The sequence below is a fragment of the Streptomyces sp. 142MFCol3.1 genome (assembly GCF_000424945.1).
GTDB classification, from domain to species: Bacteria; Actinomycetota; Actinomycetes; order Streptomycetales; family Streptomycetaceae; genus Streptomyces; species Streptomyces siamensis.
The window spans coordinates 170,199-192,065 of sequence record NZ_AUKV01000010.1; the positions used below are offsets into that span (position 1 = coordinate 170,199).

The 21,867-nt window shown below is 71.5% G+C and carries 22 protein-coding genes; 9 read left to right on the forward strand and 13 right to left on the reverse strand.

What is annotated here, in order from left to right:
* The first annotated feature begins 75 nt into the window (after window positions 1-75).
* Window positions 76-1,152, forward strand: coding sequence for an MASE1 domain-containing protein (locus tag H305_RS46185; RefSeq protein ID WP_078629086.1), 1,077 nt, complete (start codon window positions 76-78; stop codon window positions 1,150-1,152).
* Between the two features lie 374 nt (window positions 1,153-1,526).
* Window positions 1,527-3,611 carry an NAD-dependent DNA ligase LigA gene (gene ligA, locus H305_RS0116575; RefSeq protein WP_078629102.1) on the forward strand — a complete coding sequence of 695 codons (2,085 nt, stop codon included), beginning with the start codon at window positions 1,527-1,529 and terminating at the stop codon, window positions 3,609-3,611.
* Here the strand turns inward: ligA and H305_RS54835 are convergent.
* On the reverse strand, window positions 3,599-4,207 hold the full coding sequence (locus H305_RS54835) for a GNAT family N-acetyltransferase (protein WP_234020906.1): 609 nt from the start codon (window positions 4,205-4,207) through the stop codon (window positions 3,599-3,601). The two genes, ligA and H305_RS54835, sit on opposite strands and share 13 nt — an antisense overlap.
* 116 nt (window positions 4,208-4,323) lie before the next feature.
* Between H305_RS54835 and H305_RS0116585 the strand changes: the two genes are divergently transcribed.
* Entirely contained in the window at window positions 4,324-5,091 is a 768-nt protein-coding gene (locus tag H305_RS0116585; protein ID WP_037764186.1) for a PIG-L deacetylase family protein, read from the forward strand.
* Between the two features lie 296 nt (window positions 5,092-5,387).
* Here H305_RS0116585 and H305_RS0116590 read toward each other — a convergent pair whose 3' ends face one another.
* The 9 genes from H305_RS0116590 to H305_RS0116630 all read right to left on the reverse strand — a co-directional run bounded on the left by H305_RS0116590 (window position 5,388) and on the right by H305_RS0116630 (window position 11,246).
* Window positions 5,388-6,317, reverse strand: a complete 930-nt coding sequence (locus H305_RS0116590) for a serine/threonine-protein kinase (protein ID WP_420708085.1) — start codon at window positions 6,315-6,317, stop codon at window positions 5,388-5,390.
* A gap of 229 nt (window positions 6,318-6,546) precedes the next feature.
* Entirely contained in the window at window positions 6,547-7,146 is a 600-nt protein-coding gene (locus H305_RS46195; RefSeq protein ID WP_051370648.1) for a dihydrofolate reductase family protein, read from the reverse strand.
* A gap of 43 nt (window positions 7,147-7,189) precedes the next feature.
* Entirely contained in the window at window positions 7,190-7,414 is a 225-nt protein-coding gene (locus H305_RS0116600; protein ID WP_028801359.1) for a hypothetical protein, read from the reverse strand.
* Between the two features lie 59 nt (window positions 7,415-7,473).
* Window positions 7,474-7,842, reverse strand: a complete 369-nt coding sequence (locus H305_RS0116605; RefSeq protein ID WP_028801360.1) for a low affinity iron permease family protein — start codon at window positions 7,840-7,842, stop codon at window positions 7,474-7,476.
* Between the two features lie 244 nt (window positions 7,843-8,086).
* A complete protein-coding gene (locus H305_RS0116610) occupies window positions 8,087-8,239 on the reverse strand; it encodes a hypothetical protein (RefSeq protein ID WP_324608104.1) in 153 nt (50 codons plus the stop codon).
* 114 nt (window positions 8,240-8,353) lie between these two features.
* On the reverse strand, window positions 8,354-8,641 hold the full coding sequence (locus H305_RS0116615) for a hypothetical protein (RefSeq protein ID WP_037764189.1): 288 nt from the start codon (window positions 8,639-8,641) through the stop codon (window positions 8,354-8,356).
* A 30-nt stretch (window positions 8,642-8,671) separates the two neighbouring features.
* Window positions 8,672-9,073: an SHOCT domain-containing protein gene (locus tag H305_RS0116620; RefSeq protein WP_028801363.1), complete on the reverse strand. Its 402-nt coding sequence runs from the start codon at window positions 9,071-9,073 to the stop codon at window positions 8,672-8,674.
* A gap of 103 nt (window positions 9,074-9,176) precedes the next feature.
* Window positions 9,177-9,602 carry a DUF6325 family protein gene (locus tag H305_RS0116625; protein ID WP_234020910.1) on the reverse strand — a complete coding sequence of 142 codons (426 nt, stop codon included), beginning with the start codon at window positions 9,600-9,602 and terminating at the stop codon, window positions 9,177-9,179.
* Window positions 9,603-10,259: 657 nt separating this feature from the next.
* Window positions 10,260-11,246 carry a phosphotransferase family protein gene (locus H305_RS0116630; RefSeq protein WP_028801365.1) on the reverse strand — a complete coding sequence of 329 codons (987 nt, stop codon included), beginning with the start codon at window positions 11,244-11,246 and terminating at the stop codon, window positions 10,260-10,262.
* Window positions 11,247-11,501: 255 nt separating this feature from the next.
* Between H305_RS0116630 and H305_RS0116635 the strand changes: the two genes are divergently transcribed.
* Window positions 11,502-12,203, forward strand: coding sequence for a lipoprotein (locus H305_RS0116635; protein ID WP_051370650.1), 702 nt, complete (start codon window positions 11,502-11,504; stop codon window positions 12,201-12,203).
* Window positions 12,204-12,288: 85 nt separating this feature from the next.
* Here the strand turns inward: H305_RS0116635 and H305_RS0116640 are convergent, their stop codons facing one another.
* On the reverse strand, window positions 12,289-12,732 hold the full coding sequence (locus H305_RS0116640) for an NUDIX domain-containing protein (RefSeq protein WP_037764192.1): 444 nt from the start codon (window positions 12,730-12,732) through the stop codon (window positions 12,289-12,291).
* Between the two features lie 258 nt (window positions 12,733-12,990).
* Between H305_RS0116640 and H305_RS0116645 the strand changes: the two genes are divergently transcribed.
* The gene (locus tag H305_RS0116645) at window positions 12,991-13,884 is read left to right on the forward strand and encodes a hypothetical protein (protein ID WP_028801368.1); all 894 of its coding nucleotides are present in this window, start codon (window positions 12,991-12,993) and stop codon (window positions 13,882-13,884) included.
* 156 nt (window positions 13,885-14,040) lie between these two features.
* On the opposite strand, the gene H305_RS56050 is transcribed toward H305_RS0116645, so the two are convergent.
* Window positions 14,041-14,409 carry a CAP domain-containing protein gene (locus H305_RS56050; RefSeq protein ID WP_324608105.1) on the reverse strand — a complete coding sequence of 123 codons (369 nt, stop codon included), beginning with the start codon at window positions 14,407-14,409 and terminating at the stop codon, window positions 14,041-14,043.
* Here H305_RS56050 and H305_RS56055 point away from each other — a divergent pair.
* The 4 genes from H305_RS56055 (at window position 14,399) to H305_RS0116675 (ending at window position 20,847) form a co-directional block, all read left to right on the forward strand.
* Window positions 14,399-14,809 (forward strand): hypothetical protein, encoded by a 411-nt coding sequence (locus H305_RS56055; protein ID WP_028801370.1) that lies wholly within the window; start codon window positions 14,399-14,401, stop codon window positions 14,807-14,809. The two genes, H305_RS56050 and H305_RS56055, sit on opposite strands and share 11 nt — an antisense overlap.
* Window positions 14,810-15,604: 795 nt before the next feature.
* On the forward strand, window positions 15,605-17,191 hold the full coding sequence (locus H305_RS0116660) for a M1 family metallopeptidase (protein ID WP_234020912.1): 1,587 nt from the start codon (window positions 15,605-15,607) through the stop codon (window positions 17,189-17,191).
* A gap of 279 nt (window positions 17,192-17,470) precedes the next feature.
* Complete coding sequence (locus tag H305_RS0116665) at window positions 17,471-19,417, forward strand: N-acetylmuramoyl-L-alanine amidase (RefSeq protein ID WP_199791416.1); 1,947 nt, start codon at window positions 17,471-17,473, stop codon at window positions 19,415-19,417.
* 452 nt (window positions 19,418-19,869) lie between these two features.
* On the forward strand, window positions 19,870-20,847 hold the full coding sequence (locus H305_RS0116675) for an alpha/beta fold hydrolase (protein ID WP_028801373.1): 978 nt from the start codon (window positions 19,870-19,872) through the stop codon (window positions 20,845-20,847).
* Between the two features lie 306 nt (window positions 20,848-21,153).
* Here the strand turns inward: H305_RS0116675 and H305_RS0116680 are convergent, their stop codons facing one another.
* On the reverse strand, window positions 21,154-21,606 hold the full coding sequence (locus H305_RS0116680; protein WP_028801374.1) for a flavodoxin family protein: 453 nt from the start codon (window positions 21,604-21,606) through the stop codon (window positions 21,154-21,156).
* Window positions 21,607-21,867: the final 261 nt, after the last annotated feature.

Here is a 21,867-nt window from a genome sequence, read left to right on the forward strand (position 1 = left end):
CGAAGGCGCCGTGGAGGATCCGGGAGATCCGACGGATGATGGATCTCGGGGCGGTGTCGATGCGGAGGTCGCCCGATGGCTGTCGCGCCGCATGAACGGCTCCGGCGCGGCGGGGTACTCGCCCTGGAGATCTGCGTCGTCGCCGCGCTGTACTACGGCTCGGCCCGGCTCGGACTGGCCCAGCAGCTCGTACGCAGCCAGGTCACACCGCTCTGGCCGCCCACCGGTATCGCGCTGGCGAGCCTGCTGCTGCGCGGCCCCCTCGTCTGGCCAGGAATCACGCTCGGTGCCTTCCTGGCCAACTTCTCGCTCGGCCCGTCGATCCCGGCCGTCCTCGCGATCACCGCCGGGAACACGCTGGCACCCCTCTGCTCGTACCTGCTGCTCCGCCGGACGGGGTTCCACAACGAGATCGGCCGATTGCGGGACGCACTCGCCCTGATCTTCCTCGGTGCGTTCGTCGGCATGCTGGTCAGCTCGACCATCGGCAGTGGCACCCTGGTCGCCGCCGGTGTGCTCGGCCCCGGCGCCTTCTGGCCGACGTGGTCGGTGTGGTGGACCGGGGACGCGATGGGCGTCCTGCTGGTCACTCCGTTCCTTCTCCTGCTCCGCTCTGTGCGTCCACCGAGGGGCATCCCGGCGGCGCGCTGGGTGGAGGCGCTGCTGCTGGTGGCAACCACCGTCGCGGTCGGATACCTCCAGACGACCGACACACCACTGCTCTTCCTCGGCTTCCCCCTGCTGATCTGGGCGGCCTTCCGTTTCCAGTTGGCCGGGGCCGCGCCCTGCGCCCTCGCCGTCTCGACGTTCGCCATCGTCGGCGCCGTCCAGGGAACGGGCCCGTTCGCGGGTCGCGACCTGCTCACCAGCATGATCACCCTGCAGGCCTTCAACGGTTCCGCCTCGCTGACCGCGCTTCTGCTCAGCGCGGCCGTCACCGAGCACATTCAGACCCAGTTGGAGGTCGCGCGAGCCTGCAGGCAACTCGCCGAGATGGTGGCCAAGATCGCGGCCAGCAGCCACCGCCCGGTTCTCTCCGACGGCGAGCACGAGGACGTGTGCGAGGTGAAGGAGGTGGAGCAGGACGTGGAGCAGGAGGTGGCGAACGGGGCGGAGAAGCACGAGGAGGGCAGCCGGACCGCGAAACCGTGAACACGCGACCGCTGCGTGCCGGGCCTTGCCCTGCAATGCCGTACGGGTCGCGCCGTGGCGTGTCGGAGACGGCCTCACCGGCAGGCGATCGGGCAGGCCGTCCCGGCGGCTGCCGGGCGGCACACAGTGCCGCGCGACGCGGAACCCCTTGTGCACGTCCACGCCGACCAGACGTCCGTCCATGACCGAAACGTACAGAGCGCCACGGACGGTGAAGCGCCGCTGTACCGCCTCGCCCAGCCCGGCCCAGCCCGGCCCGCCCAGCCCCGCCCTGCCCGGCCCGGCCCGTCGCGGGGCTGGGCAATGAGACCGGCGAGGCCATTGGCCGACGTGCGTGAGCGGCATTGTCAGTGGTGGACGGCAAGATGCCCGTCATGACTACAGCTGCAGCAGTGATCGTGGACGCCGTCGCCTACGCCCAGGCGGTCGAGGACGCCGTACGAGCGGCGACCGCCTATTACGAGGGTGGCACTTCGCCGATCGACGACGACACCTACGACCGCCTGGTGCGTGCCATAGCCGAGTGGGAGTCCGAGCATCCCGACGAGGTGCTGCCCGACTCGCCGACGGGAAAGGTCGCCGGCGGATCCGTCGAGGGCGACGTCCCTCACACCGTGGCGATGCTCAGCCTGGACAACGTGTTCTCCGCCGAGGAGTTCACCGCGTGGACGGCGTCACTGGCCCGGCGCATCGGCCATGACGTCACCCGCTTCAGCGTCGAGGCGAAGCTGGACGGTCTCGCGATCGCCGCGCGCTACACCGGCGGCCGCCTCACTCGGCTGATCACCCGGGGCGACGGGACTGCCGGGGAGGACGTCTCGCACGCGATCGGCACCATCGAGGGCCTGCCGCGGGAGCTGGCCGAGCCGGTCAGCGTGGAGGTGCGGGGCGAAGTCCTCATGACGACCGCCCAGTTCGAGCACGCGAACGAGGTGCGCACCGCGCACGGCGGGCAGCCGTTCGCCAACCCGCGCAATGCGGCCGCCGGCACCCTGCGGGCGAAGGAGCGCGCCTACACGGTGCCGATGACCTTCTTCGGCTACGGCCTACTGGCCCTGCCCGACACCGACGCCGAGCTCTCCGCGCGGCTGAACGAGCTCGCGCACAGCGACCTGATGACCCTGGCCGCCGAGCTCGGCGTGCACACCACGGCGCGAACGGCCGTGCCGGGCACGGCCGTCGACACCGCGGAGCAGGTCCTGGAGCGGGTGACGGAGATCGCCGGCCTGCGCGCCGAGCTGCCCTTCGGGATCGACGGGATCGTCGTCAAGGCCGACCTGGCGGCCGACCAACGGGCCGCCGGAGCGGGCTCTCGGGCGCCACGCTGGGCCGTCGCCTACAAGCTTCCCGCCGTGGAGAAGATCACCCGGCTGCTGGCGGTGGAGTGGAACGTCGGGCGGACCGGCATCATCGCCCCGCGCGCCGTACTGGAGCCGGTGCGGATCGAGGGTTCCACGATCACGTACGCGACCCTCCACAACCCGGCCGACATCACACGCCGCGACCTGCGGCTGGGCGACCATGTGATGGTCCACCGCGCAGGTGACGTCATCCCGCGCATCGAGGCCCCCGTGGCGCATCTGCGCACCGGGGACGAACAGCCCATCGTCTTCCCCGAGCAGTGCCCGCGCTGCGGGTCGGCGATCGACACGAGCGAGGAACGCTGGCGCTGCGAACGCGGACGCGACTGCCACCTGGTGGCCTCCCTCTCGTACGCGGCGGGCCGCGACCAGCTCGACATCGAGGGGCTCGGCGGCACCCGGGTCGTCCAGCTCGTCGCGGCCGGTCTGGTCACCGACCTCGGCGACCTCTTCGCCCTGACCCGGGAGCAGTTGCTCGGCCTGGAACGGATGGGTGAGACGAGCACCGACAATCTGCTCGCGGCGATCGAGAGGGCCAAGGGACAGCCGTTGTCCAGAGTGCTCTGCGCGCTGGGCGTCCGCGGCACCGGACGGTCCATGTCGCGGCGCATCGCCCGGTACTTCGCGACCATGGGCCATGTCCGCGCCGCCGATGCCGAGGCGATGCAGCGTGTGGAGGGCATCGGTGCCGAGAAGGCCCCGTCGATCGTCGCCGAACTCGCCAGCCTCGCCCCTCTCCTCGACAAGCTCGCCGCGGCCGGGGTCAACATGACCGAGCCCGGTGCCACGGCGCCCGCCCCCGCGGACGCGACCGACGAGGCCGTCGCCACGGACACCGAGGAGGGTGGTCCGCTGGCCGGCATGGCCGTGGTGGTCACCGGCGCGATGACCGGTCCGCTGGAGAAGCTCACCCGCAACGAGATGAACGAACTCATCGAGCGTGCCGGTGGCCGGTCCTCGTCCAGCGTCTCCAAGAAGACCAGTCTCGTCGTCGCGGGGGAGAACGCGGGCTCCAAGCGCGCGAAGGCCGAACAGCTCGGCATACGGCTCTCCACCCCCGACGACTTCGCCGTTCTCGTCGCCGACTACCTGGCCTGACCCGCCTCGACCGCCACGCTCGCCGTCCGGAGGTCCCGACGCCCTGTGCCGGGGCCGCCGTGGCGGGACTCCGGGAGCGGTATCGTGCGGCGGTGACCGGTACCGGACAGCGTGCACTGCTCTTCCTCGACGTCGACGGACCACTGATCCCAGCCTGGGTGTCGGCCCACCATCCGGGCCGCGCCCTGCTTCATCGCGTCGACCACCGTCGCGGACTCGTCGACGCGGACTACGGCGTTCTCGAGAAGTGGCTGCGAGGAGCTGCAGAGGGTCCGGGCGTGGTCCACCGCCGCCGTCACGACGAGGCGGGCCAGTCCCCGCCCCCGCAGGTCGGGCGCGACGGCCACGCCTCCGACGCCCATGACGTCCCGGCGTGTTCCCCCGATCGACAGGGGGATCCTCAGCAATCCGGTATGGGCCACGAGGCGGCCGGCCAGCCTGATGCCGAAATGCTCTTCCTTGGGCAGCCACGTCAACCCGGCGTCCGCGACACCGAAGGGGTCGGCGCCGTCACCGAGGATCTCGTCCTGATCGGCCCTCTCGTACCGCGCCAGCCGTTCGACGATCGGCGCTGCGGGAATCACGTCGTCAGTCATCCCCACATGATCCACCGCACACGGGTCGCGGCCGAGCGAGTGGGCCGTCGCGTGAGCGGTCCCCTAGCCTGAGCAGGTCCGTGAATCCGAGTCCCCGTGCCGGAGGTGGCCGAGACATGGCGGTTCCGAGCGTCCTCGGGGTGTTCGCGCATCCTGACGACGAGTCTCTTTCGGCCGGGGGCGTGCTCGCGCGTCACGCCACCATGGGGGCGCGGACGGCGGTCGTCACGGCGACCTGGGCGGAGGGCACCCCACGTGCGGCGGAGCTGTCCGAGGCGCTCCGGATTCTCGGTGCCGGCGAGCCGCGGCTCCTCGGCTACGCCGATGCCCGTGCTCCGCAGTCGGCCCCGGGACATGTCCGGTTCTGTGATGCGCCGTTGGACGAGACGGTGTGGCACGTGGTCGCGCACATCCGGGAGTTCCGCCCGGATGTGGTCATCACCCACGACGCGTACGGCGGGCTGACGGGTCATCCGGACCATCTCCATGCGCACAGGGTGACCTCTTTGGCGGTGCAGGCCGCCGCTCTGGAACGGCTCTGTCCGGACGCCGGTGCCCCTTGGCGGCCCAGCGCCCTCTACCTCGCCACCCACCCGCACTCGGCGGCTCGGGCGCTGGGGGCCGGGCTCATGCGGCCAGGCAGGGAGATGTTCAGCGTGCCGGACGAGTGGATCGGCGCCGCCGTGGACGTGGGTCCGTGGTTCGAGCGGAAGGTCGCCGCCGTGCTGGCCCACCGCTCCGAGGTGGCTCGAGGCGCCCTGCCAGGTCGCATCGCCGCACTCCCGCCCGGCGAGCAGAGACGTCTGCTGGCCACCGAGTGGTACATCCGCCACGACCTCGCTCCCGCGCCCGCGGCTGCGGCCAGGGCAGGACTGACCCTGTGAGCGCCGGGCCGAGGCATGCGGTCGTCGGATCCGCCGACACCGGCGCCGACGTCCGGCGGGGCCCCGCCGTCCGGCTCGCCGCCCCTGTACGGCCGGGCGACCATGGACGTACCGCATCGGTCCGAGGGCCAGGCAGCGGGAGGCACCCGTGGCGCACACCCCAACGACCGACGTCCTGATCGCCGGCGCCGGCGCGGTGGGGCCGGGTGCGGCCGCCGACTGGGCCGGCACGGAGCGAGCTGTCGTCTCGTCGACCGGCTGCCGACGGCGCCCGTCCGGCCTCCCGCGGACGGCGCCTACGGCGTCGGCCCGCTGAAGACAGGGCGCGCCCAGGCCGGCGGTTCGGGCGCCGGTCCCGGCCTCCGCGGCGCGGCCGACCCGCTCCGGGTCCCGCCCGCGGGACGGTCGGTGCCGGCCCGTGGGACCGGACCATGTCCGGCGGTGATGCCGGCCGCAGCGGCGGCACGCAGCGCGGCCACGAACTCCAGGCACGAGTCGAAACGGTCCTCGGGCACCTTCGCCAGAGCCTTCGCGAGCACGTCGTCGAGGCCCGGCGGAGCACCCGGCCGTCGCTCGCTCAGCGGCGGCGGCTGGTCGTACTGGTGCGCCCACAGCAACGCGATGTCCTCGTCCCGGACGAAGGGCGGCCCGCCCGCCAGCATCTCGTACACCACGCAGGCGAGACTGTAGAGATCGCATCGGCCCTCCACGGGGCGGCCGGAAATCTGCTCGGGCGCCACATAGTCCAGGGTCCCGACGAACTCGCCCACCGTCGTGAAGCCGGTCAGCGACAAGGACTTCTTCGTCAGTCCGAAATCCGTCAGGTACACGTGCTCCGGGTGATCGCTGTCCGTGCCGGGGGCCACCAGGACGTTCCCGGGCTTCACGTCGCGGTGCACCAGATCGTGCTCGTGCGCCGCGTCCAGAGCCGATGCCACCTGAGCGCCGATCCGCAGCGCCGCGTCCACCGGCAACGGCCCGTCCCGGTCCAGCAGCGCCCTCAGATCGAGACCCGAGACGAACCGCATCGCGATGTAGAGAACCCCCTCCACTTCACCGGCCTCGAAGATCGGCACGATGTGCGGGTGGTCGATGGCCGCCGCCACCCGGGACTCATGGGCGAAGCGACGGCGGAAGGTGTCGTTGCGCGCCATCTCGGGGGCGAGCAATTTCAGCGCGACCGTTCGCTCCAGACGCAAATCACGTGCGCAATAGACGACCGCCATTCCCCCACGCCCGATTTCACGCTGAACGTGATATCCGGCGAACTCCACCCCCACCAGGCCTTCCCCGCCGCTCCCGTACACCCCTGAGACACCCGGCACCGCCGGACTCGCCGTTCCGTCCGGCGTGGAGGCCATCACACATCACCTCGCAGTCGGCCCCGCCCGTGCCGGCGTGCCCCGCTCACGCCGGCACCACGAATTCAACAAAACTCTCATCTACTCATAAATGCTACCGACCTCCCCCATCGAAGGCATTCGTTTCCTCTCGGCTCGGGGCAGGGCGGTATGTCAGCGAGACGAGCCACGGGTCCTTGCCGGGCCCGGCGGTCAGCAGCTCCCACGCCTGGGGGGTGCGGCCGGGCCGGTAGAGCGGAGTCCCGTCGGTGAAGACGGGGACGACGGTCATGGTCAGCTCGTCGACCAGGCCGGCGTCGCAGAGCGTCTGCCCGAAGCGGCCGTGCCCGTAGACGATCAGGTCCTGGCCCGGGTGCCGCTTGAGCTGTGTCACGGCCTTGACCGGGTCCTCGCCGATCACTGTGGTGTTGTTCCACCGCGGCTCCTCGAGGGTGGAGGAGAAGACGTACTTCGGCATCGCGTTGAGCCGGGCCGCGTAGGGGCCGGGCGCCGACGGCCACTGCCGGGAGAAGACGTCATAGGTGCGGCGGCCCATCAGCAGCGCTTCGCACCGCTCCAGGACCTCCAGGGAGTGCGCGGCACTGCCCTCGCCGAAGTACGGTCCGGCCCAAGCCAGCGGTTCGCTCGTCACACCGTTGAGGGACACGAGCAGCGACTGCAGGAGCCTGCGGGAGTTCTCTTCTGTCTGGGTCATGCACAGGTGGACCCGCGCGGCGTGCGAAAGGAATCGACGTGCGTCAGTCGGCGGTCTCCGGCCCCCAGTGGTCCGGGCCGACACCACGCCAGTCGATGAGCGAGGACGTGGCCACCTCCTCGGGCGCGATCTCCAGCCCGGCCCGGCGCAGGAACTCCGCCACGTCCGCCACGTCGAACGCCAGCCCGAGGATCTCTCCGTCCACGCGCACCCGCCGTCCGCCCGTCGGCGACGGCGGTGACACGATCACGGACCGCGGATCAGCCATGCTCCCAGGATCATCCGTCCACCTCGGGTTCGCATGGGGAAGGCGGTCCACGCACGTGCCTAGAGCTGCTCCTCCATGCCGATCGCCTTCCGCAGGTCGTCATGGGCTTTGCGGCCCTCCCCCTCGTACTGTTCGAGCAGAGCCGCCGCGATGCTGTCGAGCTTGCGCTGGACGGCGTGCTCCGCCCGGCGCTCGGAGTTCTTCAGCAGCGCCAGCAACAAGAGGTTCACGGCCGTCATGACGTCGCCGACGAGCAGCTGCCACGACAATGGCAGGTGTGCCGCGTGGACGGCGATGAAGGCGGCGACCAGAGCCACGCAGAAGCAGGCGAACGGCACCGAGCTGGTGACATTCGAGGCCGTCTCGGCCAACCGCTCGAACCACCCCCGGCCGTTGTGGGTGCGCTCGGCGGGATGCGACACGGTCATGGAGCGCCTCACTTCCCGGGCAGTGCGGGCCGCCCGGCTCGTCGGACTTCGCCGCGCAGATGTCGTCCGGCTCCGGCATCGGCATCGGCTCCGGAATCGACCGGTACCGGCGTCGGCTCCCGTGCGCTCGCGACAGTCGCCGACGTCCTGTCGCCGTACGGCCGGTGCGGGCGCACGGCGTGCAACCGGCCTCCGCTCGCCGTGCGGCCGGCGCTGCTGCACGGCGTGTGGGGAGCCGCGGACTTCAGGACGTGCAGTAGGTGTGAGCCGGTGCGCCGTTCCAGCGCACCCGGACCGGATTGTCGAGCAGGTGCGGACCGAACGGCATCCCGGACCGACGCATGAGCTCGACCACCTCGGTGTCGCTGTGCGCCAGACCCACCCGATGGTCACGCACGGTTACGGGCCGGCCTCCGGCGGGCACCGGTCCGTGGACTACGATCGGCGCGGTCACCATGTGCCCAGCTTGCCCCGCCTGCGCGGACTCCGCCTCTGGTCGGCCGCGGGCCGCTCAGCCCAACGCCCGGTACTCCTCGGGCGGATCCTGCAGGTCCGGGCGGTCCACCCAGTACTGGGGGCCCTCCAGGTCGAGCATCGCCCAGTGCCATGCCTCGTCGTGGAACGTCAGTCCGCGGTGGGGCGTGCCGGGCGGTTCGTACGGGTAGCGCCGCAGGGCCGCCTCACTGGCCTGCCACGACGTCATGCCGCCGTGGCTTCGCATGACCCACGCGTAGGCTTCCCGCTCCGCGCGCAGACACTCGTCGTACCCACCTTCGTCCCACGCCTCTTCGCCGGCCACGGCCTCAGGCTACGGCCTGCCGCGTGCCGGTCAGCCGAGGAGCCGGCGCTTCTGCGCCTCGAACTCCTCCTCGGTCAAAACGCCTTGTGCCTTCAGATCGGCCAACTGCTTGAGCTGGTCGATCTTCTGGGTCATGTCGTCGGCGGCCGGCGGCGCCGCGGGAGCCGGCTCCGCCGGCTGCTGGAACGCCTGTTGTTGCCGGTAGGCCTGCTCCTCCGCCGGCTGCTGGAACGCCTGTTGTTGCCGGTAGGCCTGCTGCTGAGGCGGCTGCTGGAACGCCTGTTGTTGCCGGTAGACCTGCTGCTGAGGCGGCTGCTGCTCTTCCTGTTGCGCCCAGCGCCCCGCCTGTCGTCGGGACACACGGTTGGACACCGCCGTGGCGGTTCCGGCGACGACGGCGGTGCGTGCGACGCCCCTGAGGAGTCCAGGCATGATCACTCATCTCCCATGCTGCGACGTGCGCGGAGCCGGTACGGTGCTGCCGGCCCGGACGGATCAGCGGTTCGGGCGGCTGCCCTGCCGCCGCCGGGGTCGTTCATTCCGTCGCGTCCAGCGAGGCCAGGATGGCCTGCACGGGGATACGGCCGCCGGCGACGATCTGCGCCCCGCTGCGTCTAAGCGCGCCGGCCATCGGCGCGGCCCACAGGTTCTCGTACACCAGGACGGCGGCGGAGTTCCCGGGCTCCAGGGCGTTCCCCGCCTCGTCCATGTCCTCTTGGTCGATCAGTCCCGAGGAGGCGCCTTCGAAGACGGTCAGATCGACCTCGTCCCCCAGTTCCCGCAGCTCCAGAGCGGTGACCGATCCGTCGGTGTCCTTGCGGAGGAAGGCGAGATCGAGGATCCGGATGATCCGGCGCTCGGCGAGGTCGACCAGCAGGGGAAATGCCTCCCCCGTCATCCGGTTGCCGGGGAACTCGATGACCAGGTAGTCGACGGGGCCCATGTCTTCGACGTGGTTCATGGCCACTCCTCGCGAGCGGGACGGGAGTCGATGGCCGGCACTTCACCGCCCGTCCCTCGCGGCAGCCGTGGCGGACGGCCGGCGGTCGTCGGTCCTCGTGGTCATTCCAGCACGCGGGGATGTACCGCGCACTTCCTGAACCGCACCGGCTGCACGGACGGCGTCCGGCCTCGAGGCGGACGCCCGCGGCACGGACGACGCCCGCCACCGAGACGCATGCCCTGACATGGACGACGCCCGCCACCCGAGGCGAATGCCCGCGGCCACCGCGCACGCCGAGCCCGCACCGTCACCGTGATCACGGTGGCTCAGGCGCGCGGCGGTGTTCCGACGCGCGTGTACGTCACATCGAAGTCCGGTTTCCAGAGCTCGCCGTCCTTCGGCCGCTCCCAGCCGCCCGCGATGGTGTCGCGCCCGTCGCTGAAGGTGGCGTTGAACCGGTGTGGGAAGCCAGGTGCGGCGCGCGCCGCTGGGTCCGGCCGCCGTCGCTCAGGCTCGTCCGGTCGACGCGGCCGACGCCACGGGCGTCGGCGTACGACGTGGTGAAGCCGTCCGTCGTGTCGTCGTACCCGGTCATCGGTCGACGACGACGCCGTCCGCGTCACCGGCGACTCCCCCGCCGAGGCCGGCCGAGGGTCCGATCGTCGGCACCTGGCCCTAGGGAAGCAGAGCCAGCGTCTCCCGGAGGTTGTGCTCCGCGATCCCTCGCATGAACTCACGGTCGGGGAAGTCGCCGTCGAGCAGGCGCAGGGGGCCGGCGACGAGGGAGAGCCGCATCGCCGTCATGTAGAGGTCGAGGCGCCGCCGGTCGAGGCCCGGCCGGGCAAGAACCGGATAGCGCTCACCGAAGCGGAGGCTCAGGAAGACGTGCTCCCACTCGATGTCGAAGAACATCAGGCCCTCGATGTCGATGAGGACAGCCTGCCCCTCCGGGTTCACCAGGACGTGGTCGGGGCCGAGTTCGCCGTGGATCAGACCGAATTCACCACGGGGGGCCACCAGCGCGCGCAACTCGCGCAGCCGGTCGTCGAGCCGGGTGCGTACGGACTCGATCCTGGCGTCCCGGCCCGCCGCCTCGTCCAGGTCGCGCAGGGCCCGGTCGAGGACCACCTGCTCGCAGGATTCCCCGACGGAGACGCCGCCGCCCTCCAGCAGGTCCACTCTCCCGTACCGGGAGGCCTGGTGACGGTGCATCAGCCGCAGGGTGCCGGCCAGATGGTCCAGTGCGGTCGCCGCACGAGCGGGGTCGGTTTCGAAGAGCGCTTCCAGGGTGCCGCCGGGGATGTCCTCGACGACGGCGACGTCCGCTCCGTATCGCCGCCCGCTGCCGTCCGCCCACAGCACGCGCGGAACGCACGCTCCGATCTCCGCGAGCTCGCGCTGCGCTGCCAGGAAGGGCATCAGTCCGGAGGCGCGCGCGAAGGGGTCGGCCCCGTCGTCGTCGGCCGTACCCGGCCAGAAGTTCTTCTCCTGGGCCCAGCTGTAGACGATCACGCTCGCCGGGCCGGCCCCGGCGAGCCGCACACGGTAGACGCCCTTCTTGCTGCCCCCGCGCAGGCGGTCGGCGCCGACGATCCGGCAGTCCTCCCCCAGCGCCTCGCGCACCACTGCCGACAGGTCCTCGGCCCCCGCAAAAATCCTCATCCGGAGACCGTAGTCAAAGTCGCGTGAGCAGGCACCGCCAATTCCCGGCCCCGGGTGCGCAGAGGCGGCTCGTCAGGTCCGGAAGACCGATCGTGAGGACGGTCGGCGCGACGAGCGCCGCCGGCGTGTCGGTGGCGCCCACGGGTGGGGACGCCGCACGGTGTGCTCCGGGGCCGGGACCGACGCACCACCCCGTACGACCTGTCCGAAACCCTCCGTTACATTGTCCCCTCTGTGGCGAGAGGGGAGACGGACGTGCGGGGCGGGGCTGTGAAGGTGTGGGGTGCTGCGGCACATGTGGCGTTGCTCGCCGGGGTGTTGACCGGGTGCTCGGAGGGGACCGAGGACGACCCGAAGGCGTCGACGAGCGCCACGGCGTCCGCGAGTGTCACCGGAGGCGACGCGCGGACGGCGAAGAGCGGCGGCACCGTCGGGGCGGCGGGGTCGCCCTGCGAGCTCCCTGTGACCTTCGACATCGCCGAGGACTGGAAGGCGGAGGCCGTCGACGCCGGCGGGGCGAAGGACAGGGCCTCCGCGTCCGGCGGCGGTGAGGACGACCTGGCTTCGGAGATCGCCGACGCCCTTCTGCGCCAGGGGCCCGTCACCGCCGCCTGCGAGGTCGACGCCAAGCCCGCCGGGAACATCGGCTACCTCCGTGTCTGGACCGGCGCGCCGGGCGACGCCACGGCAAGGGCCGTGCTGGAGGAGTTCGTGGCGGCCGAGGACGGGGCGAGCAGGGCGAAGTACCGGCCGTTCGAGGCGGGTGGCCTCAGCGGCGCCGAGGTGGAGTACCTCTACACGAGCCAGGCGCTCGACGAGACGAAGAAGGAACGCGCCCTCGCCGTCACCACGGCGGACGGTCCGGTCGTCCTGCATCTCGGAGGAATGGACACCGCGGAGCACGAGGCGATGCTCCCGGCGTTCGAGCTCGCCAAGAGCACCCTGCGCACCACGTGACCCGCCCACGGCACCGCGGGCCTCGGACACACTCGTCGAGTACCGCCCCGACTGTCGCCGAGGATGTCCACCCCCGGGGCACGGCTCATCCAGCGGCCAGGGGCCCTTTGCGCAGCATGCGGAGGCCGTCCAGGGCCGCCGGGGTCAGCGCGGCCTGCCGCAGGTCGCGCAGGGGGATCCATCGCACCTGGTCGGTGGATCCGGCTACCTCGACCACCCGCGCTGCGCCCTCCTTCACCGTCACGGCGTAGAACAAGGACACCAGGTTCCAGTCCACGTCGTTTCGGTGGACCAGGTAGCTCCGGGCGTCGATCAGCCGGGCATCGGCCGGCTGGAGGCCCGTCTCCTCCAGGAGCTCCCGGGCCAAGGCCTCATCCGGCTGCTCCCCCGGGTCGATCCCTCCACCGGGGAGGTGCCACATTCCCGGGGCGAAGACCGGAGAGGCGTCGGACAGGCGGGTCAGCAACAACCGCTCGTCCTGCACCACCAGGGCATAGGCCGAAACTCGGGCCCGCACACGAGAGTTCAAGGTTTCCCGCCTCCTCGAAACAGCCGACATCCCGGGAAACTCTAGAAGCAGTCCGGCCGTCCTTCGGGGGCACATGTGTGCACCGCGCAGCGGGCGGAGGTCGCGGGGAGCCCGGGCACGGTCACGATGCGGCAACGGAGCCGGCCGACCGGGCCCACGGCCCGAACGACACGGGGGGGCCAGGCGTCACAGGAGCGGCGCGGTCGCGACGCCGCGCCGCACACTCTCAGCCCGTCACCGACAGCACCAGGGGGACCCATGCGTACGAGGACCACACGCACCGTCGATCTGCTCGTCCTGCTCTCCCTGCTCGTCGGCGGGGCCGGAGCGGCGACGGGATGCGGGAGCGAGAAGGCCGGCGGCAGCGCCGTCGTCACGGACCCGTACGCGCGGACACGTGCCCGTCAGGTCGCCGAGGCCTGGGACGGTTCGCAGGCCGCCGAGACGTGGCGCAAGGGCTACTACGCGCTGACGGACGGGGTCCAGCTCCCCGAGGGCGCCTTCCACGACAATGCCGACAAGATCGCCTTCACCACCCAGAACTTCGTCCTGCGCACCGAGCTGCCCGCGTCCCCGGACAAGGAGGGCAGGGTGGAATGGGACGGCGGAGCCTCGCTCGACCTGCCGCTCATGTCAGCACGCGAGGCGTACGAGACCGTGGCCCGCGGCAGCAACGACGGACCTCATCTGACCGTGACCGGAGCGAAGTCGGGCCGCATGAAGCTGACCACGAGCCGCGGGCCCGCGACCGTCCCCGCCTGGCTGTTCACCTTGGAGGGATACGACACCCCGCTCAAGCGGGCCGCCGTCGGCTCGGGGCACGTGCCCAAGTCGCCCGTCAAGCCGAGCCGGGCGGTGCCCGACAGCGTCCTGGCCGCCCTGGGGCGGCTGGTCGAGGTGGCCGGGGACGGCCGGTCGGTGACCGTACTGGCCCACCACGGTTCCTGCGACGACGGACCGGCCGTCCACGTCCTGGAGACCGACGGAAGCGTGGTGCTGTACGCGTCCGTCGTGGGCACGCGGGAGGGTCCGTGCACCAGCGACCTGCGTGCCGAAGAGGTGACCGTACGGCTGGCGCGACCGGTCGGCGGCCGTGTCCTGCTGGACGCCTTCACGGGCCGTCCGGTGTCGAACGGGCCCGGGCGGGGCTGACACGGGGTCGGCCGCGACTCGGCACGTCCTTGCCTCTCATACGCCCGCAGCACCCCCTCGCGCGGGCACGGCCCGGCCCCGGCCGGTGAACCGGTCGGGGCCGATGCGGGTGGAGAGGACGGGAAAGGCCACGTGCTGTGGCGGAAGCCGGTACGGTCAGCGGGCCGTGCCGAAGTCCTGCGTCCAGTAGTCGCCGGGCTGCGCGAGACCGACGCCGATCTCCTTGAAACCGCAGTTCAGGATGTTCTCCCGGTGACCGGGGCTGGACATCCAACCCGCCATGACCTGCTCGGGGGTGGAGTACCCGTAGGCGACGTTCTCGCCGTAGGAGCTCCAGCTGTAACCGGCGCTCGTGATCCGCTGGCCCGGGTCCGAGCCGTCGGAGCCGGTGTGCGACATGTTCTGGTGGCTCGCCATGTCCGCGCTGTGGGCCTGGGCGGCGTTCGAGAGCTTCGCGTTCAGGGTCACCGCGGAGCAGCCGGCCTTGCTGCGCTCGCTGTTGACCAGGGCCACGATGCGGGCCACGGCACCGGACGCGGGGGCCGAGGCGCTCGGCGTCGCAGAGGGGGGCGTCGAGGCGGATGGTGCCGAGGTGGACGGCGCGGAGCTCGACGGCCTGGGCGCGGCGGGCTTCGCCGGCGTGGGTGCCTGGGGCGCGACGGGCTTCGCCGGCGCCGACGCCGTGGGGGCCGCGGGCCTGTGGGAAGCGGACGCCTTGTGCCACGTCCTGTGCCACGTCTTGTGCCCGGCGTGCCTCTTCTTCGCCTTGTGCGTCCCGGGTGCCGACAGTGCCGTGGAAGCAGGCGCACTGGGCGCCTGTGTGGTCGGTGTCGCCGACGGCGAGGTCAGGTCCTGGCTCTGCCACTGCCCCCGGTGGGCCGCGTCCAGCCAAAGCCCCTGGTTGTCGGACACGTTCTGCCACTGACCGGCGGAGCCGACGGTGCGGGTTCCCTGGTCGTCCCAGCACGCCATGGCGGCGGTGGGCACGGCCAGCGCGCCGAGCGCGAGGGCAGCGACGGTTATCTGCCGATGCCGTGTCTTCCTGCGGTGCTTCCTCATTCGGGCCTCGCTCGGTGGTCGCGGGGCGTCACTGGTGGGGTCGGCTCGGCACGAGCGGTGTGCCTGAGCTGCGGAGACGCCCCTGTGGGGCCGTCATTGTTAAAACCCGTGCGAGGCAAGGGCAACGCGCGTCACTACTACCCGACCTCGTAGCCACCGGGGGTCCTTGAATTGAGCGCACGGGTGTGCAGATCCGGCTCACGGGAGCACAACAACCCCTGACCATCCGTCAGGAGCACGCACAGATCGGACAGAAGGCACGAAGGGGCTGCGTGAGGCACATCGCTCCGCACCACCTGCACCGTATGCCTGGTTGCGGCATGATAAGTCGCCCATATCGCCCGGACGGCGTCTACTAACCAACCCGTCTAGTGCGGGAAGTCGGCGTGAGGGATGTCACCGGGCACCTCGGGAACCCTTTCGGACACCCCGGGATCAGCCGTTCAATAGCCCGTGTGGGCGGGTGATATGAGGACATACGAGTCTATGGCGCATCTTGCTGACATAGTGCGGCCATGACGATCATGACCGCGCGAGCAGGAGCCGCCCCCGAGGCCGGGAGGAGAGTGCCCCCGCCGACCGGCAGGCGCGTCCATCGACCGACGAGCGGCCGCGCGTGCCGACCTGCGTCCGTGTCCCGGGACGCCCGTCGGACGCTCCGATGAGGACGGCGCGCACCCGGCCGCCGCGGGACCCGGCCGGCGAGGAACGCGCCGTCCGGGGCCTGCGTACCCGTCGTATGGCCTTCGTGCTCACCCTGGGCAGCACCGTCGGGATCGCCGCGGCCACCGTCCTGATCGGTCTCCCCGGCGAAGGCGGCCACTCCTCCGATCCTCCCGGCGTCATCGCCCCGGGCCCCTCCGCCGCCAGGACCGGGGCGGATCCCTCCCCTGGCGCGCGCGGAATCGGCGACCCCCTCATGCCCCTCGCCGGCAACGGAGGCTACACGGTCCGCCATTACGCTCTCGACTTCGACTGGCGGGCGCCGAGGACGCCGTTCGAAGCGGCCGCCACCATCAGTGCCACCGCCACGCAGGCCCTGTCCCGCTTCGACCTCGACTTCGCGGGCAACACTCTGCGCACGGTCACGGTGGACGGCCTGGAGGCGAAGGCGGTACGCGACGGCGACGAGCTCGTGGTCACCCCGGCGAAGCCGATCCCCCAGGGCGGCGCGTTCACCGTCCGGGTCGCCTACACCGCCGACCCGACACAGCAGCGGCACCGCGGCGACGCGGTCGGCTCCTACGGCTGGGTGCCCACGCCCGACGGCACCCTGCTCTTCGCCCAGCCCGACGGCGCCAAGATGATCTTCCCGTCGAACGACCACCCCAGTCTGCGGGCCCCGGTCACCTTCCGGATCACCACACCGTCCGGCCTCGGCGCGGTGGCCAACGGCCGGCTCGTCGAGCGGACACAGCAGCCCGACGGACGCCTGCGGTGGACCTACGACTCCGAGCACCCGGTCTCGCCGCAGCTGGTCCAGATGGCGGTCGGGAAGTTCACGTTCGCCGAGAGCACGGGACCGCACGGCCTGCCCCTGCGGGACGCCGTCCCGGACAGCCTGGTGGACCGGACCAAGGAGTACCGCTCACTCACCGCCGAGCACCTGGAGTGGCTGGAAGAGCGGCTCGGGCCGTACCCCTTCCACCGCTACGGCGTGCTGGTCGGGGACACCGATCTGCCGGCGGCGCTGGAGACACAGTCGCTGTCCGTGGTGCCGAAGGGCGACCTGCTGGGCGACCGGACGGAGGCCGAGCGCAACCTCGTGCACGAGCTGGCCCACCAGTGGACCGGCGACAGCGTCGCCATCCGGCGCTGGTCGGACCTGTGGCTGAGCGAGGGACACGCCCGGTTCTACGAACGTCTGTACGCCGAGACGCACGGCGGTCCCGACATGGAGGACGCGATGCGGCTGGCCTACGAGCAGCACGACCAGTGGCGGCACGACGCGGGCGCACCCGCCGAGCCCACCGCGCCGACCCTGTTCAAGCAGATGCGCTACGACGGTTCGGCGCTGGTGCTCTACGCCCTTCGGGAGAAGGTCGGCGAGGAGACCTTCGACAAGATCGAGCGGGCCTGGGTCACGAAGTACCGGGACCGCGCGGCCGGAACCGAGGACTTCGTCGCCCTCGCCTCCGAGACCGCCGGACAGGACCTGGAGCCTTTCCTGACCCCGTGGCTCCACGGCTCGCACACCCCGCCGATGCCGGGGCACCCCGACTGGCAGGTGGACCCGGCCGAGGACTGAGCCGTCACCCCGCCGCCACCGCACCGCGGCAGCCGTACGTGACCCCGCGCCGCGCTCGCGGCCGGGGCCTTCGTGCTGCCGCCGACCGGGTGGCCTCTGCCGGACCGCTGGTCCACGCCGGTGACCCTTGGCGCGACGTGGCGCTCCAAGCACGGAAACGTACAGGAGGTGTCGAGAACGGCAAGTCCGCTGTCCCGGTTGTGACGAGCATTGGAGACGCCCGCAGTGAAGAAACGTTCTACCCCTCGTGTCCCCACTGCCGTACGCAGGCACCGTCGGATGGTCTGTGTGACCGCGTCGACGGCGTTGATGGCTCCGCTCCTCATCCCCCTGCTGTCCGGCCCGTCGGACGACGGGGTGGCGGCGGACCGGCGCCTGCAGAACGACTTCACCACCGCGGCGGACGAGTACCGCGTGCCGCGCAGCGTGCTCATGGGCGTGTCGTACCTCCAGTCCCGGTGGGACTCCCATCCGGGCGCGCCGAGCGTCAGCGGCGGCTACGGGCCCATGCACCTGGTGGACGTCCACCAGTCGCAGGCGCCGTACCACGGAACCACCAGGCCCCGGGTGGTCGCGGCCGGGCCGCCGCCCTCGGCCCAGGCGAGCGCTCCCGGCGGGCCTCTCCAGCCGACGGACCTGCGCAAGGCCGCCCGCCTCATCGGGGTTCCGGAGGAGCGGCTGCGGACCGACTCCTCCGACAACGTCCGCGGCGGCGCGGCCCTCCTCGCCGCGGCCCAGCGCAAGCTGGGCAAGCCGCTCAGCGCCGATCCGGCGGACTGGTGGGAGGCGGTGTCGGAATTCCCGGGCACGGACGACGAAGAGGCGGCGGCCACCTTCGCGAACGACGTGTTCGCGGTGATCCGCAGTGGCGCCCACCGCACCACCGACGCCGGGCAGCGCGTCACGCTCCCCGCCGGCCCTGATGTGCGGCCCCACGCGGCGAGCACGGCCGGGGCCAAGCGACCGAAGGACGTCGAGTGCCCCAAGGAGCTGTCGTGCTCCTGGCTCAGCGCGCCGTACACGGAGATCGACGACGAGCGCTACGGCAACCACGATCTGGCCGACCGGCCCAAGGACCAGAAGATCGATTACATCGTCATCCACGACACCGAAGCACCTCTGACGTCCATGCTCCAGACGGTGCAGGATCCCGAGGAGGCCTCGTGGCACTACTCGGTCCGCTCCAGTGACGGCCACGTCATCCAGCACATCAAGACCAAGGACGCCGCCTGGCACTCCGGCAGCCAGTTCGTGAACGGGCGGTCGATCGGCATCGAGCACGAGGGTTTCCTCGCTCAGCCCGACGCCTGGTACACGGAGCAGATGTACCGCTCCTCGGCCCGCCTGGTGCGTTACCTCGCGAAGAAGTACCACGTCCCGCTGGACCGGCAGCACATCTTCGGACACGACAACGTGCCCGCCCCGACCGCCGACTCCATCCCCGACATGCACGACGACCCGGGTCCCTACTGGGACTGGCGGCACTACTTCGACCTGCTCGGCGCGCCGCTGAAGGCCACGGCGGGGCCGGACAGCGACATGGTGATGGTGCTCCCGGACTTCGACGCGCACAGGCCGCGGTTCACCGGGTGCACGGAGGACGGGGCGGCGTGCGCGCCGCACGGCTCCAGCGCCGTCCGCCTGCACACCGCGCCGGCCGACGACGCTCCGCTGATCCAGGACCCCGGCCGGCGCCCGGACGGCGACGACTCCACGGAGGACGTCAACGACCTGGGTTCGCGGGTCTCCGCCGGCCAGACCTACGCGGTCGCCGACCGCAGCGGCGACTGGACGGCGATCTGGTACCTGGGCAACAAGGCCTGGTTCAGGAATCCGAGGATTCACCCCACGGCCGTCGGCGCGAGCGGCCAGATGGTCACTCCCAAGGAGGGCCTCTCGGAGGTCGAGGTGTTCGGGCGCGCTCTCCCGGAGGACGACGCCTACCCCGAGGGCGTGCCGGAGCCCCAGGAGTCTCCGCTGCCGTACACGCTTCGCGCGGGCCAGCGGTATGTGACGCAGTCCCGTCTGGTCGGCTCGTACGTCGACCGGTCGACCTTCGAGGACAAGCCGAGCCCCGTCGTCAAGGGTCAGGAGGCGTACTACGAGATCCAGTTCGGGCATCGGCTCGCGTATGTCCGGGCGAGTGATGTGGACGTGGTGAAGGTGAAAGCACAGACGCAGGCAGGACCGCCGTCGGGACACGGGGGCCGTTCCGCCAAGCACTGACCGGCCGGACCTCGGACACCGACACGGCACGCGGCGCCGACCGTGCGACGGCGCCGCGTGGCCTGTGCCTGTGCCTGTGCAAGTGATCATAGTGGACCGATAAGCATGAAAGCCGTATTTGCGCATTCTCTGTGCGCGGCGCCGCCTCTGGCACCCGCCGCCTCAGGTGCCCGCCACCGGCATCACGTTCGCGCCGAAGTCGTCGAGGCCGGGAGGTCCCACGGGCCGCCCGGTGCCGCCGGGCAGCGACGAGCGACGGCCTTCGGACGGGGGACCGTGCGCCGGACGGTGCATCGGCGTCCGGCCAGAAGGGCGCACCGGGCGGTGGTTTGCCGGTCCGGCAACAACGCTCGCCCCGTGCGCGATCCGCCCCGCATGATCGGCTGTGAGCACCGGGCACGGGTGAGCCACCCCGGCCGCGGCCCAGGCAGGCCGATCGACGCGGAGGACTCATGCACTGGCAGGACACGAACGTCACTCATCGCCTGGTCCCGTCGTCAGCGGGCCGTATCCATCTGGTGGAACAAGGCAGCGGTCCGCTGGTGCTGCTCGTGCACGGCTTCCCGGAGTCCTGGTACTCCTGGCGTCACCAGTTGCCCGCACTGGCCGACGCCGGCTACCGCGTGGCCGCGCTCGACGTCCGCGGCTACGGCCGCTCCTCGAAGCCCGACGACACGGCCGCCTACCGGATCGTCGACCTGGTGGCGGACAACGCCGAGGTGGTGCGGGCCTTGGGCGAGGACACGGCGGTGATCGTCGGTCACGACTGGGGGGCGGCCATCGCCGCGAACTCCGCACTGCTCAGGCCGGATGTCTTCCGTGCGGTGGGACTCATGAGTGTGCCCTACGCTCCGCGCGGCGGTCCGCGCCCCAGCGAGGTCTTCGCGGCGATGGCCGCGAACGAGGAGTTCTACGTCTCCTACTTCCAGCGGCCCGGCCGTGCCGAAGCCGAGATCGAACCCGACGTACGCGGCTGGCTCGCCGGGTTCTACGCCGCCCTGTCGGCCGACACCATGCCCGCGCAAGGCGCCCCCGACCCGCACTTCGTCGGCACGGGCGGGACGCTGCGCGAGAGGTTCCCCGCCGGTGTCCTGCCCGCATGGCTCGGCGAGAGCGAACTCGACTTCTATGCAGCGGAGTTCGAGCGGACCGGCCTGACCGGGGCACTGAACCGCTACCGGAACATGGACCGCGACTGGGAGGATCTAGCCGCCTTCGACGGGTCTCCCCTCACCCAGCCGTCCCTGTTCGTCGGCGGACGGCTGGACGCGTCGACCATGTGGCTGGCCGACGCGATCGAGGCCTACCCCACCACGCTGCCCGGACTCGTCTCGTCCCATCTCCTCGACGGCTGCGGCCACTTCGTCCAGCAGGAGCGGCCCGACGAGGTGAACCGGATCCTCACGGACTGGCTGGCCGCACTGCCCTAGTGCGGAACTCGCCCGCGCCCGAAGGCGGTCCGAGGAGTCGGCCGTCTCGGCAGGATGTTGCGCGAACGCGTGAACCCCGCCCCCAGACAGGGGCGGGGTTCGGATCGGAGCGCCGGGCAGGCCTTGCACCTGCATCTCCCCGCAGGAAGCGGGACGTCTTTCCTTGGACCACCAACGCACGGCCGGACACCTGTCGGTTCAGGCGTTCTGCTCAAGATCAAGTCTACCCCACTCCACGGGATGCTGTCTCCCGACACGCCCACGGGCGACGCCGAGGCCGGGCGCCGCTCACGCTGCCCGCCGGAGTCAGCCCATCAGGCCCGCCGCCACCGTCGCACCGAGTTCCCAGCACGCTTCGGTGTCCGCCTTGGCCGGCTCCCCGGTCACCGTCACCGGCTCGGCGGCACGTCGCCAGCCCAGGCCCGTGGTGATCGACTCGATGCCCCGCACCGCGCCGGTGACGTCATTGCCGCCGTGCACCCAGAAGCCGAAGGGCCGCCCCCGCGTCTCGTCCAGGCAGGGGTAGTAGACCTGGTCGAAGAAGTGCTTCAGCGCCCCGGACATGTAGCCCAGATTCGCCGGTGTGCCGAGCAGGTACGCGTCGGCGGCCAGCACGTCGGCCGCCGTGGCGGACAGCGCCGCCCGCCGCACCACCCGGACACCCTCGATCTCCGGGGCCGTCGCACCGGCGACGACGGCCTCGAACAGGGCCTGGCAGTTGGGCGAGGGAGTGTGATGCACGATCAGCAAGGTAGCCATACCGCGGAACCCTGCCGCGACGCCCCGGCCCGCCGCAAGCCGTGACGCCGCCGTTCGCTCCTCCTCCGTCGTCGGGCTCGTGTACGGCGTGAACGAATGGCTGTCGAAGTGGACCGCTGTCGAGCACGGGTGCCGCGGGTCGGTGAGCATGCGGTGGACGAACTGTGCGGTCGACCCGTCGAAGCGATGCCAGTGCGCGTACACGTGAAGCACAGGCCACCGGCATCGCCCCTCGGGGCTCGTCCCCGGCCGGGCCTGCGC

What these genes read in the sequence shown, in the direction of transcription:
- H305_RS46185 (WP_078629086.1), top strand. Translation starts at nt 76, where the DNA reads ATGGCTGTCGCGCCGCATGAACGGCTCCGGCGCGGCGGGGTACTCGCC.
- ligA (WP_078629102.1), top strand. Translation starts at nt 1,527, where the DNA reads ATGACTACAGCTGCAGCAGTGATCGTGGACGCCGTCGCCTACGCCCAG.
- H305_RS54835 (WP_234020906.1), bottom strand. Translation starts at nt 4,207, where the DNA reads ATGACTGACGACGTGATTCCCGCAGCGCCGATCGTCGAACGGCTGGCG.
- H305_RS0116585 (WP_037764186.1), top strand. Translation starts at nt 4,324, where the DNA reads ATGGCGGTTCCGAGCGTCCTCGGGGTGTTCGCGCATCCTGACGACGAG.
- H305_RS0116590 (WP_420708085.1), bottom strand. Translation starts at nt 6,317, where the DNA reads ATGGCGGTCGTCTATTGCGCACGTGATTTGCGTCTGGAGCGAACGGTC.
- H305_RS46195 (WP_051370648.1), bottom strand. Translation starts at nt 7,146, where the DNA reads ATGACCCAGACAGAAGAGAACTCCCGCAGGCTCCTGCAGTCGCTGCTC.
- H305_RS0116600 (WP_028801359.1), bottom strand. Translation starts at nt 7,414, where the DNA reads ATGGCTGATCCGCGGTCCGTGATCGTGTCACCGCCGTCGCCGACGGGC.
- H305_RS0116605 (WP_028801360.1), bottom strand. Translation starts at nt 7,842, where the DNA reads ATGACCGTGTCGCATCCCGCCGAGCGCACCCACAACGGCCGGGGGTGG.
- H305_RS0116620 (WP_028801363.1), bottom strand. Translation starts at nt 9,073, where the DNA reads ATGCCTGGACTCCTCAGGGGCGTCGCACGCACCGCCGTCGTCGCCGGA.
- H305_RS0116625 (WP_234020910.1), bottom strand. Translation starts at nt 9,602, where the DNA reads ATGAACCACGTCGAAGACATGGGCCCCGTCGACTACCTGGTCATCGAG.
- H305_RS0116630 (WP_028801365.1), bottom strand. Translation starts at nt 11,246, where the DNA reads ATGAGGATTTTTGCGGGGGCCGAGGACCTGTCGGCAGTGGTGCGCGAG.
- H305_RS0116645 (WP_028801368.1), top strand. Translation starts at nt 12,991, where the DNA reads ATGCGTACGAGGACCACACGCACCGTCGATCTGCTCGTCCTGCTCTCC.
- H305_RS56055 (WP_028801370.1), top strand. Translation starts at nt 14,399, where the DNA reads ATGCGGGCCACGGCACCGGACGCGGGGGCCGAGGCGCTCGGCGTCGCA.
- H305_RS0116660 (WP_234020912.1), top strand. Translation starts at nt 15,605, where the DNA reads ATGAGGACGGCGCGCACCCGGCCGCCGCGGGACCCGGCCGGCGAGGAA.
- H305_RS0116665 (WP_199791416.1), top strand. Translation starts at nt 17,471, where the DNA reads ATGGTCTGTGTGACCGCGTCGACGGCGTTGATGGCTCCGCTCCTCATC.
- H305_RS0116675 (WP_028801373.1), top strand. Translation starts at nt 19,870, where the DNA reads ATGCACTGGCAGGACACGAACGTCACTCATCGCCTGGTCCCGTCGTCA.
- H305_RS0116680 (WP_028801374.1), bottom strand. Translation starts at nt 21,606, where the DNA reads ATGGCTACCTTGCTGATCGTGCATCACACTCCCTCGCCCAACTGCCAG.